The 13,356-nt window shown below is 52.8% G+C and carries 8 protein-coding genes; 3 read left to right on the top strand and 5 right to left on the bottom strand.

Translation table 11 applies throughout. The features are described from left to right. Nucleotides 1-16 precede the first annotated feature (16 nt). Nucleotides 17-748 (bottom strand): class I SAM-dependent methyltransferase, encoded by a 732-nt coding sequence (locus VN12_RS24055; RefSeq protein WP_146679398.1) that lies wholly within the window; start codon nucleotides 746-748, stop codon nucleotides 17-19. A 255-nt stretch (nucleotides 749-1,003) separates the two neighbouring features. Here VN12_RS24055 and VN12_RS24050 point away from each other — a divergent pair, with 255 nt between their 5' ends. Then, nucleotides 1,004-4,447 (top strand): PVC-type heme-binding CxxCH protein, encoded by a 3,444-nt coding sequence (locus tag VN12_RS24050; protein ID WP_146679396.1) that lies wholly within the window; start codon nucleotides 1,004-1,006, stop codon nucleotides 4,445-4,447. 23 nt (nucleotides 4,448-4,470) lie between these two features. Here VN12_RS24050 and VN12_RS24045 read toward each other — a convergent pair whose 3' ends face one another. The 3 genes from VN12_RS24045 to VN12_RS24035 all read right to left on the bottom strand — a co-directional run bounded on the left by VN12_RS24045 (nucleotide 4,471) and on the right by VN12_RS24035 (nucleotide 8,282). Continuing rightward, entirely contained in the window at nucleotides 4,471-5,841 is a 1,371-nt protein-coding gene (locus VN12_RS24045; RefSeq protein WP_146679394.1) for a hypothetical protein, read from the bottom strand. Between the two features lie 46 nt (nucleotides 5,842-5,887). Further along, nucleotides 5,888-6,919, bottom strand: a complete 1,032-nt coding sequence (locus tag VN12_RS24040) for a DUF1559 domain-containing protein (protein WP_146679392.1) — start codon at nucleotides 6,917-6,919, stop codon at nucleotides 5,888-5,890. 523 nt (nucleotides 6,920-7,442) lie between these two features. After that, nucleotides 7,443-8,282 (bottom strand): alpha/beta hydrolase, encoded by an 840-nt coding sequence (locus VN12_RS24035; RefSeq protein WP_146679390.1) that lies wholly within the window; start codon nucleotides 8,280-8,282, stop codon nucleotides 7,443-7,445. Nucleotides 8,283-8,629: 347 nt separating this feature from the next. Here VN12_RS24035 and VN12_RS24030 point away from each other — a divergent pair, with 347 nt between their 5' ends. Beyond that, entirely contained in the window at nucleotides 8,630-10,234 is a 1,605-nt protein-coding gene (locus tag VN12_RS24030) for a Type 1 glutamine amidotransferase-like domain-containing protein (RefSeq protein ID WP_168164617.1), read from the top strand. Between the two features lie 143 nt (nucleotides 10,235-10,377). Here the strand turns inward: VN12_RS24030 and VN12_RS26945 are convergent, their stop codons facing one another. After that, nucleotides 10,378-10,575, bottom strand: a complete 198-nt coding sequence (locus VN12_RS26945; protein ID WP_409994292.1) for a hypothetical protein — start codon at nucleotides 10,573-10,575, stop codon at nucleotides 10,378-10,380. Between the two features lie 806 nt (nucleotides 10,576-11,381). Between VN12_RS26945 and VN12_RS24020 the strand changes: the two genes are divergently transcribed. Beyond that, nucleotides 11,382-12,812 (top strand): IS4 family transposase, encoded by a 1,431-nt coding sequence (locus tag VN12_RS24020; protein ID WP_146675080.1) that lies wholly within the window; start codon nucleotides 11,382-11,384, stop codon nucleotides 12,810-12,812. Nucleotides 12,813-13,356 lie beyond the last annotated feature (544 nt).

Genomic DNA, 13,356 nt, shown 5'->3' with positions numbered 1-13,356 from the left:
CAACGCCGCAAGGCGTTTACGATTTCCGACCAACAAACTGATAATAAGGTGTACGCACCAACGGTAGGTAAGGAACTTTGGCGCGGCTTTCCTTCAATCGTAACGTTTCGAAATGCTTCTGAAGATAGGGCAGGTGATCCGGGCTCGGAAAGACATTATCGTTGGCAAACCATACCGGCCAAAACGATCGCGTGCCCCAACGATGCTTTGCCAAACTATCGGCTGGGTGTTTGCGCGCGACATAAAAATCGATGACGCCTATCAGACCTCCAGGCTTGAGCATCCGCAAGGCATTGTCGATGGCCGCAAACCAATCGGGGATCATCGTTAGGGAATAGGAAAAGGTTACCACGTCCGCGGCTCCTTCCGGCGGCAACCACTGCGTCGCGTCTCCAACGACCGCCTCCACATTCGACCAACCATTCTTCTCGGATCGCTTCTTGACAATGCCTAAGAGCGACTCGGCCAAATCGACGACGTAAACCTTTTCAAAACGCCGAATGCCGTCACCTGCAAATTCCAAGTTCGATCCGGTTCCACCTCCCATATCGACCCAAACGCCACCCGCACTGCGATCGACAACCTCGCGATAGACATCCTCGCGCCCCTGTAGAAGTCGCTTTCGAAAATCGTCGTACCCCTCCGCTTGCCCAGCGTAAAAACTTTCCATCCGCTCGGAGTGCGTTTTCCCTCGAACAGGTCGAAGTACCAAATGGTAGAGAATTTTGAGGTCGTTACCCAAAGACATAAAGGGTTACCCGGTGCAGGAGCTATTAAAATTGAGCTGCTATCCTAACCTTTTCCCCCCGAACGAGTAGGTGCCCCACCATTGAGAATCCTCGCCGATTTCGGTTTCAGGATCGCGACGAACCTTTCGGACTCGCCCGCTACCGCAGTCCAGATTAACATACGAGCGGCCAAAAAGGGAACTCACTGCCCCTTGCTCTCAACATACCGAACCTTTCGATTTGTCCATCCTTTCCCGCGAACACTCTCTCCTCCTATGACGCAACAATTCTCTTTTTCCGTCCTTCGTCGCCGCTCTATCCTCTCGCAGTCACTCATGGAGGGAACGAAAATCGCCTCCCTGACTGCTTTGTTTGGACTTAGCGTGGTCGCGATGCCCTTCGCCTCGGCACAAGAATCGACGCAACAATCAAAGGGTGAAGTTCCCCCGCTCGCAGCCGCCTCCGATGAAGGCGAAACAGCCATCGGCTCCTTCAAGTTTCCGGACTCGATGGAATGCAATCTGTTCGCTGCCGAACCGATGTTCGCTAACCCCGTCGCCTTCGCGTTCGACCGATTGGGACGCGTTTTCGTTTGCGAATCCTATCGACAAAACAAAGGGGTTACCGATAACCGCGGGCACGATGGGAAATGGCTCGACGCCGATTTGGCCGCGATGAACGTTCAAGACCGCATTCGCTACCATCGAGAATTGCTCGGCAAAGAAACTTCCGAATACGAACGATTCGATGACCTGATCCGCGTACTCCTCGATCGAGACGGGGACCATCGAGCCGATGACAGCAAAGTATTTGTGTCCGGCTTCAACGCGATCGAAGAAGGGACCGGCGCCGGCGTTCTCATTCGAGACAACATGGTTTACTACACCAACATTCCAAAACTATGGGGATTCAAAGATTCAAATAACGACTTGGTAGCCGATGAAAGGATCGTCCTTTCCGATGGGTACGGTGTTCGCGTCGCATTTCGTGGTCACGATATGCACGGTCTCATCCTCGGACCAGACGGACGCCTCTATTTTTCCATCGGCGATCGCGGATACTCGATCGAAACGCCCAATGGAACCTTCCAAGACCCCGAGAGCGGAGCCGTGTTCCGATGCGATCTCGACGGCACCAACTTGGAGGTCTTCGCGACCGGTCTGCGCAATCCACAAGAACTGGCTTTCGACGACGAAGGAAACCTCTTCACTGGAGATAACAATTCGGACTCCGGTGACAAGGCGCGATGGGTGCAAGTCGTGCAAGGAGGGGACACTGGGTGGCGAATGATGTACCAATACCTCTCCGATCGCGGCCCGTTCAATCGAGAGAAAATCTGGTATCCCTACGAAGGAACCGAAAGCCCAGCGTACGTCGTTCCCCCTATCGCCAATCTCAGCGATGGCCCCTCGGGACTGATCTGCTACACCGGCGTGGGGTTGGACAACAGCGAGCAATACAAGAACGCGTTCTTCCTGTGCGACTTCCGAGGACAGTCCTCCAACAGCGGGATCCGTCGAATCCAACTCAAACCAAAAGGGTCCACATTTGAAATCGACAAGAACGAACAGTTCATTTGGCAAATCCTCGCGACCGATATCGACACAGCCCCCGACGGAAGCTTGGTGGTAAGCGATTGGGTCAACGGTTGGAACGGTGAAAACAAAGGTCGCTTGTATCGGTTTGCATCCAAATCGAAGGATGTCCAAAAGACAGGCAATCAATCTACCGAGGAACTGAAAAAAGGCTTCCGCTCGCGCTCGGACCAAGACCTCGTTTCCCTGCTTGCTTCCCCTGACCGACGATTGCGTCTCGAAGCACAATGGGAACTGGCGAATCGAAAAAACGTCAACGCTTTGGTCAACGTCTTGCAAAACGCAAAGACTCGCAACGAAAAACTGCACGCGGTCTGGGGGCTTGGCCAAATTGTCCGCCAACAAAACGACACCGTCGCTGGCACGGCATTGATTGGAGCGCTCAGCGATTCCGATGAGTATGTCGTCGCGCGAGCCTGCGATGCGCTCGCGGAAAGCAAAATGGATTTCTCCGAACAAAGCATCAGCGATCTTGTTCTTCACCCCTCCGCGGTCGTACGCCGACAAGCCATGTTGGCAGTGGCAACAAAAAAGATGACATCCGCGTTGGACCAAGTCACAAAAGCAGTGATCGAAAATGCGGATCAAGATCCCGTGCTGAGGCACGCTGCAATCATGGCCGTATCCAAAGCGCTCGACGAGGAAGGAATCGATCGATGGAGCAAAAACCCCAACGAATCGGTGCGCGTCGTACTCGCCGTCGCACTCCGGAAAGCCAAGAATCCTGCGATCAAACTTCTGCTTGGAGATGCTTCGGTCCGCGTTGTGAAAGAGGCTGTACGGGCTATATACGATGTTCCCGAATTTCACTCCGAGTTGCCCGCTCTGGCTGCTCTCACTATCGCTCGGGAATTCGACGAACCAATTGTGCAGCGGATCCTTCATGCGAACTATCGCCTTGGACAAGATGTAAACATCGATCGATTGGTCGCATTCGTGACATCGAATGTAGGGACCGAAAAGATGCGTGAAGAAGCCATGAACCTACTCGGTGATTGGGCCTCTCCCGGATTGCGAGACAAAATCATGAATCGCCATCTGCCTCTCCCCGACCGATCACCAGCACCCGTGATCGAACGGTTACAACAAAATGTCGCTGCGTTGGCCGCCACTCCCGATGCCGTCCGCGACGCATTTTTTAAAGTGGGTGCGAAGTACGACATGAAAGAGATCGCCAGTCTCATCGAGTCGATTGTCCTCGATTCCAAGGCATCGGCTCGCCGCCGCGCCGATGCGATCGCCGCCCTCGCCACGTTGAATCCAAGCGAATTGATGAAACAGGCGAACTCCCTCCTCCAGGACTCGCAAGTGCCGGTGCGGATTGCGACCATGCAATCCTTGGTAAAGATCGACAAACCGGCCGCTGGCTCCGCAGTTGAGAAAGCCATTGCATCAAAATCGACAGAAGAACGCCAAGCCGCATGGGACCTGATCTCCGCACTAGATGACTCCGTTGCACAGGCCTTGCTCGCCAAATCAGCTCCCGAGTTCTTCGCCGGCTCCCTTCCCAAGGATACATGGCTCAATGCTATGGAAGCCGTCGCGGCCAAAGGAAACCCCGAGATGAAGCGAACCTTGGAAAACCGCGAAAAGGAATCCTCTTCGAAGTCCGCTTCCGATCCCAAGCTGGCCTACGCCGATTGCGTGGAAGGAGGAAATGTGGAAGCAGGACGCGAGCTCTTTTTTACGCGAAGCAACCTATCATGCGTCCGATGCCACAAAGTAGGAGCCACCGGTGGGGAGGTGGGGCCCGTTCTCAGCGAGCTAGGAAAACAAAAAGATCGTACCTACCTCCTCGAGGCAATCGTTGCTCCCAATCAGACCATCGCGCAAGGCTTCGAAACCGTGGTCATATTAACCGAGGACGATGAAACAATCTCAGGTATTTTGAAGAGCGAAACCGATTCCAAACTCAGCCTGATGGACGCGCAAGGTGCCGTGATCGAAGTGGAGAAGGATGCAATCGTCAGCCGTAAAAAAGGACTCTCCTCCATGCCCGCTGATTTGATGAAGTATCTCACAAAGCGAGAATTGAGAGACTTGGTTGCTTACCTCTCAAGTTTGGACGGCTCGCCCGCCTCCCTGAAAAACTTCGGTGCAACAGGCGGTCACGCAGTGGAATGAATTGGTTCTCTCGCAGAACTGCCTTATTGAGCAATCAATCTGCCGGGCGATCCGCCGACGGATAGCCTGGCTTGCACCGCAAAGTCGTTCATCGAGATAAGCCAAATCGATCCATCTCCTGGATTCGAAACACAAGCCAAGCGATTCTCAGGGAGGAAACAAATTTCGTGATGCCCCGAATGACCCTCGATCTTGCTCGGTGCGAGCTCGAGTGTCTTGAAGATGGTGGCATCCTCCAAACGCTTGTCCCCATTGGGATCAAGATCAATGATTGCAAGCGATTCCTGTGCCTCGCTTTGGCGTCGATCTTGAACCACGAACGCAATCTCCTTACCTGCGCGAGTCGTAGCTGTCTTCGGAGAGACCAGAGCTAAGCCTTCCCCCGTTGGAATCGCAACCTGCCTCAACTCCAAACGTGATGCGCTGGCATCGATCATTCCCAATTGGGAATTCGTCCCAGATCCGTATGTAAATAGGACATAGTTCCGGTGGTTCACAAACGCTCCGGTACGGTTGGGACGACCGGTGACCGAATCCATACCGAGAGAGATGTGCTCGATCGCATGAACTGTGGGAGGTTCCTGGAGCATCGAATCCGAACGTACCGAACAAATACCATCGGCTGGGGCAAAGAAAATCCTGCCGGCGTTGGCTGTCGCACCGTGCAATCCACCCGTCGGCAGCTTGAACGAATACCCCTTTTGCTCCGCATTGCCACCTGTACTGACGACATCGATCCTTCCCATGTTGTCGCCGTCGCGATCTACCCAGGTTGCGTAGACCACTTCTCGACTTGGGGCGGCCAATGTGATGTGGTTCCCTCCTCCTGAATAAAACCGAGACATGTTCGATCGGCCTGCTCGAATCGCATACGGATCGACAACCGTAAAACCGCTTAAGGCATCGTTGGCGATGACAAACAATTGGTTGTATTGATAGACGTGAGCCGGGTTCCCTTGCTCTTTATCCAGTTGTTTAGCAAGCAGTGTTGGCGAAGTATCGTAATGCCAATGGAAATGATCGCCATGCTCTTCTTTCGTGACCCCCGACTCGAACGCAACCCAACCGCTTTCGAACGACCCTTTCTCCTTGTCGTGGATACCCACCAGCAATACTTGATCGATCGCTTCCATTTGCACCAAGCTTTGATTGTCCAGGTTTAAAGAGGGGAAGCTTGCAAGAGGCTGAGGGTCCAATTGCCACGCTTCGCCAGATCGCTGGAGATCTCCCCATCGAACCGATTGCGTGCTCGTGTCCTGCCAAAAAAGACGGGCGACGGTTCGCAGCTTCGGTGCGGCAGATGCATTCTTCGGATCGCTTCCCGGGCTTTGTCCGTTGCACAGTTGGCTACAGAAACCAAAAGCGAGGAGGGCGCAAACAAGTTCTTTTTTCATGGTAGATAGATAAGATTGAAGGTGCAGAGGTTGGTTACGTTTTCGACTAGTCTTGCAACACGGCGACTTCTCCACCATTGGCGGAGAAGCTATTTCGATAAGGAAGTTCCTCGACCTGGTTGGATACGAAGCGGACCGATCCATCCAAGAAACCAAGCTGTGCGCCGCCGCTGTGCATGCTGCGAGCGGAGTAGAAGCCCCGACCATGGATCCCAATATCTGGAATGCGTGAATTGGGAGTGAGATAACCATTGATCGTCGTAGCGAATGGTACGCCTCGAATCCAACTCTCCCCGCGATTACCACGGTAGCTATTTGTAACGCCGGGAAAAATCGCGCTGAGATTGGGATTGCTGATCAACCCTCCTGAGACCCACCCTGGGCCAGCCGGGTTGCTGGTCGTCCCTGGCCAATTGGCAATCACTCGCGCCGGCATCCGTGTCGGAGGTGTCGTCAGCATGCTTTTATCCCCCAACAACGTCTCTGCAAACAAGACCGTGTTGGAGGTTCCATCGGAACATTTGCTGAGCCTCGCGAAAGATCGCTCCCACATCATTCCATCGGTCTCGTAACGGTCGTCGTAGTAGGTCCCTCGGCCGCTGCCGGTCGAGAACATATAGCTCAGACCAGCGCTCCGACCCGCCGAACCGTCCGAAAACGTGACCGGAAAGAATGGCTCTTCGCCATCACTCGGGCACAGCATGATAGGAAACTTCGCTCCCACTAGTCCCGCTACGGCAATGTCAAAGCGAGCCGCGAAGGCGGGCCCCACCAGCAAAGGACGCCCATAATCCACCAAATCATGCAGGGCCGCTTGCTCCATATAAGGCAACACGCGAGCTTGGGCTGAGTAGGTACTCGATCCCATTAGCCCCGGCAAGCGTCGATAGGCAGATTCGTAATTGAGAGTTGCCAGCCCCAACTGCCTGATGTTGTTGGAACACGACATCCGTCGAGCAGCTTCCCGAGCCGCTTGCACCGCAGGAAGTAGCAACCCGACCAATATCCCGATGATCGCGATGACAACCAACAACTCCACCAACGTAAAACCCGTTCTCTTCGCCCTCGTCCGAACCATTCTCGTTCTCCTCGTTGATCGAAGGACCACAACCGTCGCGCACCACTCCAGCCCCAGCGTGGAATGCAAAGGAAAAACCCGACACGCTACACATATGCATACCTTATGCATTTACGAAGCTAGGTCAACAGACAAAAAGGAGAAAAGTCAGAAGGGAGGATTGGCGCGGAGGGCTTGGCTCGATCCCAACCATCTCGAGCGTCCAAAAGAAGCGGTGCGCAACCGCAATGCAAAACAGCCGATACGGTCGTGTTCTGTTCATCGAAGGCACCATGGGCCTGCGACGAAGGCGACTCGCTTCGCTTCTGCACGTCGCATCGTGATGGGTTCAAGTACCGGAATGAACTGGCTAAGAGAACCAATGCAGGCTCGCTTCCCAGGACCGGCGCGAAGCGAGGCTATAGGTGGAATTTCCGACACGCAGATCGGCACAAGATTAAGGCAGCCACGGTCCACGCAATTCGAGCGTAATCAGTGGACGGACCTAGGCATGCTTCCGTTCAGTCGGAACCGCCAAACATCGTCACTTTTTAAGCCAGCCCAGTCCAACCAGAAACGCGTCCGCTTCAACGAGTGTTTTGTCAAAGTCGTTTCCGCGATTGAAGAAGCCGTGCCCTGCACCTTCGTATCCAATGAGCTTGCACGGCCTGCCGGACTTCTCCATCGCCCGCTCGAATGCAACAGCCGAAGCATAGGGAACAGTCGTGTCTTGCTTGCCATGAAGAATCAAGGTCGGCGGGGTGGTCGAATCGATGTGATGAGCAGGCGAGATCAATCGTGCCTCGACACCCAGGCGCTCGACTGTCAAAGCAGACTGGATCGCGGGGGATTCCCAACCTTCGATCGGAGCAAGCGTGCACGCCGGGTTGAGAAGAATCATCGCGTTAGGACGCTCCTCTCTTCCGAAACCCTTGATCGTACCAGTGCAAGCAGCCAGGTGCCCACCCGCCGAGCCGCCCGATGCCGCAATCTTATCCGGATCGATGCCGAAGCGCTGGGCATTATCCCGAACCCATGCGACCGCGGCTTTAGCGTCTTCGACGCAATCGACGACCTTGGTACCATGACGTGATTTCACGCGGTAATCGGCGGTGATTGCGATCATGCCACGTTGGGCGAAATGACGCGCTTGCTTTTCGAATTGATCCGGTGATCCCGAATTCCATCCCCCACCAAAGAAAAACACAATCGCAGGTTTCGGTGATTGAAGATCCGTTTCCCCAAAGATCCAAAGCTTCAAATCGATCGCGCCGACCTTCCGATAGGTTTCAACGCGGGCGTCCGAAAACGTTGGCGGATAGTTAGACTGGGCGAACAGCGTGGTTGCAAAGATACAATGCAAAACAAAGAGAATGGTTTTCAACGGGGATCGCTCGCTTCAAGTCCATAGCCGAGAAAAAATACAGAGCTCGAATCATTGTACTCTAGAGATCAACACGCGGGTCTTCGACGCTCCAATAGCAATTCGATGGTTTCGGAAACGATTGTTTGGGATACTCCAGGACCTTACGATGGACCAGCGTAACGCGACGAGTGCGTTTTGCTCCGTTCTCGCCGTCTTTTACCACGCGTCGCAAACTCAGCTCGATATTTCGGTTCCGTTTTCCCTTTGCATGTCTGATATCTATGTTTGCTTTCCCATCTACTTCGGACGCCGTACGGCCTACCATCCGACTGTTGAAAACCTTGGTTATCGTTATTTTCGCAGGAATGAACGCCCAATCCCAGACGTTCGACGAGAGATTCGAAGATTGGCCTGTCGATCTGAAAATCAAAGGGGTCATTGTCGCGATACACTCCGAGACGATCCCAGACCACGTTCTCGAATCGTCCTTACCCGATTCAATTTCCAAGTCGATTCTGGTGCTCACCAATCGAGATCAGGATGAAGTAAGTTCCGAGTTTCAAAACACACAATCCAGGCCTACTGCCCCGAAGGTGGAATCGATCTCCCTCATCGAATCGCAACAGGAAAGCACTTACTTCCAAAAATGGGACACATTGGTCTGGAGCGAATCGCGCACACCCGACGAAATTCCACCCCCATTGATGAAACGTTTCGAACAACTTGCACGTGCACATATTGATCGGGGCAAAAACCTAGTCATCGCTGGGCCACATGCGAAAGCTCTTTCGAAGTTCTATATCCGTTCATTAGAGGAAGGACATCCTCGAATCGCAGCAGGGATGAATTTGTTCCCCGATGTGGTTCTGGAAACCAACTGCCCGAAGTCCCGGGAAGGGAATCCCCATGTCCTCAGTGTTCTGGCAAGCCAACCGCGTTGTGTTGGGATTGCCTTGGAGAGGAATAGCGCCGTCGTATTGCGAGGACGGAAACTACGAGTCTTGGGATCTGGCGAAGCAACTCTCATGGTCCAAGCCAATCGATTCCACCCCATTCGATTGCACACCATTACCTCTGAATCTTCGGGTGCGAACTCCCCAAATCGCTACCTTGCTGATTTGACCGAATGGCGGCGAGACGCGATGGACAGGACTCTCCCCCTATTCCCACCCACAAGTCCTGGATTACCCGTTGTTGAAAAGGGGACCCTCCTGATTGTGGGAGGGGGCGGTCTACCTACTGGCCTGATGGATCAGTTTTGCGAACTAGCCGGCGGACCAGAAAATGCAAATCTCGTCTACATACCCTGTGAGGAGCGCGAAGACGTAGCGGAGGAACAATCGATCATCGAAAACTGGAAGAAACGAGGATTCAAAAATGCCACGCTGATCCACACAAAGGATCGCAACAAAGCAAATGAAGACGAAGCGTTCCTAGCCCCCTTAAAGAAGGCGACTGGAATCTGGTTTGGTGGTGGAAGGCAGTGGAACTTGGCCGATTCTTATTATGGGACAACTGCCCAGCGACTTATGAAGGAAGTACTCCATCGCGGCGGAGTCATCGGTGGCTCTTCGGCAGGGGCTTCGATCCAAGCGCGCTACTTGGCTCGTGCTACCCCGATCGAAAACTTCAATATCATGGCACCGGGTTATGAACGCGGAGGTCTTGGGTTTCTCGATGGTGTCGCTATCGATCAGCATTTCACCCAGCGAAGCCGACAACGCGATATGACGCATCTTGTGAATCGCTATCCGCAACTACTTGGGATTGGTATCGACGAAACGACTGCGATCACAGTTACCGGGTCGAAAGCCACCGTGTCAGGAAAAGGAAAAGTCTATTTCTACGATCGACGGCAACCCGTCTATCCTGATCGTCCTGACTACATAGCATTAGCGTCTGGGGAATCGTATGACCTAGCCGCAAGAAAAACAATTAACTCGGAAATGCCGAAAACCAAAAATGAATAGATCGATGTTCCGTTGCAACGTTGGCACCTAGCGACCGCCGTGAGGTTTGCGAAGATCCCAATTTCCGCTCTAAATCTTTTGAATCGCTCGAAAAAGCCCTTCGTTCGATCCTCGATTCCAACGATTGCGATACCCTTGCCCAGCTAAATCAATGCAAAGGCAAGCATCGCTCCGGTGACGCGTTGGAATCCGACGATGTTAGCGCCCAGGACATAGTTCCCAGTTGCTCCAAACTCGGAAGATGTTTCATAACACGTACGATGACTTTCAATCATCATCTCATACAACCGTCGCTCTGTGTGTCCAAAGGACCAAGCGCCACGAGTTACGTTTTGATGCACCTCAAGCGCAGAGGTTGCGGCCCCACCTGCATTGGCCTGCTTCCCTAGAGCAAGGTTCCAATACGTGGGCGCCACCACGGTTCCAATACGTGGGCGCCACGAATTCCCATGCTTTCAATGCTTTCAATGCTTTCAATGCTTTCAATGCTTTCAATGCTTTCAATGCTTTCAATACGTGGGCGCCACTTCAATACGCGGGCGCCACTTCAATACGTCAGCGCCACCTATTCCCCCGTTGCATGCAATCTTTCCCCTCCTACGTTAGATGGGTGCCCCCCAAACTCCACCCCTCCCCTTTTGCGTCTTGGCGCCTTCGCGAGAAACCTCCCCCCAAAAGGTGGGTGCCTCTTATTTACCCTCTCCCCATTTGGTGGGTGCGTACTACCGCGATTAGGTGGGTTCCTCCTATCGCTGCATTACCGCAAAATCATTTGAATCGCCCGACAATGCTCGTCGTGCGATCTTCGATAAAATTTCAATAAGTGGGCGCCACCAATCCCCCTGGTATCAACAAGTTTTCAATACTTGGGCGCAACCTATTCCCGTTTCAACAAGTTTTCAATACGTGGGCGCCACCCAACGCTGATGATGATTTACAAAAAGGTGGGTACAAAAAAGTGGGTGCCTCGAATGGCACTGTAATCTCCAATGATCGCGCAGTTCCCCCTAGCGACAGAGCGGGAATTTTCTTTAGAATCTCGCTCGCCTTGAAGATTGTTCTGGCTATGAACCCATTTTCTTGGCTATGATTTTGATCGTCCCTCCTTGGTTAAGTTGCCTAAACATAAACCAAGGAGGGTTTTGTTTTGGTCTCTATACCACCAAGGCGATCTCAAGCCAATTTCAGCTTTGGAGATTCCATCAAGGCTTTCCTGCTGCAACCCGGACTGCCGTTTGCATCGATTCTTTGCGAGCAGCACATCAGAAATGTTTTTCGCAAGCACGGTTGCACGATGAATGGGATCTATTCCACCGCAATTGTCTTGTGGGCGTTCATGTCGCAAATTATGCGTGATGGGAAAGAAGCCGCTTGCCAGTCCGCCGTCGCTCGTATTACGGCATTCTTTACTCTTCACGGGAAGTCAGCACCCGGGGCCGATACGGGGAACTACTGTCGCGCAAGAGCAAAGCTTCCCGAGGACGCTTTGAAAGAACTATGCCTTGGTGTTGCCTCTGAAGCGGAAGCCAAGGTGGAGTCCAAATGGCTCTGGAAGTCTATGCATGCCAAGCTTATTGATGGATTTACTTTCAAAATGCCCGATACGCGAAAGAACCAGAAAGAGTATCCGCAGCATACTGCCCAAAAGCCAGGGATTGGTTTTCCTATTGCTCGTGTCTTGGCTGTGATGTCGTTGGCCACAGGTTGTTTGCTTGATGCAACGGTCGGTCCCTTCAGCGGAAAAGAAACGGGCGAAACCAGTCTTCTGCGTCGGTTGCTCAAAGGTTTTTCAGCGGGAGATATCGTGATTGCTGACCGCTTCTTTTGTAACTACTGGTTGATCGCGATGTTCATGAAATTGAACGTTCATGTTTGTTTTCGCAGGAAGAAGGGACACACAGATTTTCGAACTGGAAAGCGATTGGGTAAACAAGATCACTTGATTCAGTGGTATCGTCCCGCTCGTCCGGCCTGGATGAGCCACGAGATGTACCAATCCTTACCGTTCGTGATCGAACTACGGGAGTTGCGATATACGGTCGAAGCTCCGGGCCGTAAATCAGGCCCGTTTATCATTGTGACAACATTGCTAGAGCACAAGGGTGACCAGGGTGTTAGCTATGAGGAGATATCCGATCTGTTTAGCTTTCGTTGGAATGCAGAACTTGACATCCGTTCTATCAAGACGTTTATGAATTTAAACTTTGTGAGATGCTTATCGCCCGAGATGGTCAGGCGAGAGTTATGGACGACGCTTCTTGCCTACAACTTGATTCGAACAACGATTTGCTCTGCCGCTTCGCTCTCTGGAAAGCGGCCGCGAGAGATCAGCTTCGTCTGTGCTAGCCAGTACATCCTAGCGAGTTGGCAGGAGGTGACGGCTCATCTTCGCGGCAAGCAACTTGAGCGTTACGCCAGATTTCTCCTCGAGCGGATTGCGAACTGTAAGGTTGGCAACCGTCCGGGGCGGATTGAACCGCGAGTTGTAAAGCGACGCCGCGACCAATACGCGCTGATGACCGAACCCAGAAAACAACTCCAAAAGCGACTCTATAAAGGCGATAACCGATTTGAATGAAACGACTTACGCAAATCGATTACAGTGCCATTCGTGGGTGCCTCTTATTATGCCCTTCCGAAAATGGGTGGGTGCCTGCTATCGGGAATGTTTCGTTGCGTCTTTGCGCCGTCGCGCGAAACCTCCCTCCAAAAGGTGGGTGCCTGCTATCAAAATGTGGGTGCCCCCTATTCCCTTTTTGACGCATGCGTTTCTTGCGTGGATAAGTGCGGCTGTTCTTTTCGCTTTTCCGGGACGACTCGTCAGCTAGAACACACAAAGACAGTTGCCTCAAAAATTACGGGTGCCTCCTATTCAACTCCCCCCTCAAAAGGTGGGTGCCTTCTATTCCCTTTTTGACGCATGCGTTTCTTGCGTGGATAAGTGCGGCTGTTCTTTTCGCTTTTCCGGGACGACTCGTCAGCTAGAACACACAAAGACAGTTGCCTCAAAAATTACGAGTGCCTCCTATTCAACTCCCCCCTCAAAAGGTGGATGCCTCTTATTTCCCCCTTATTTCCCCCATTAGGTGGGTGCCTCTTATTTCCCCCTCTCCAAAAAGTTC

It is taken from the genome of Pirellula sp. SH-Sr6A (genome assembly GCF_001610875.1).
GTDB lineage: Bacteria > Planctomycetota > Planctomycetia > Pirellulales > Pirellulaceae > JBKCUI01.
Note: the sequence above shows the minus strand (reverse complement) of the source record. Positions and strands in the feature narration are given on the sequence as shown.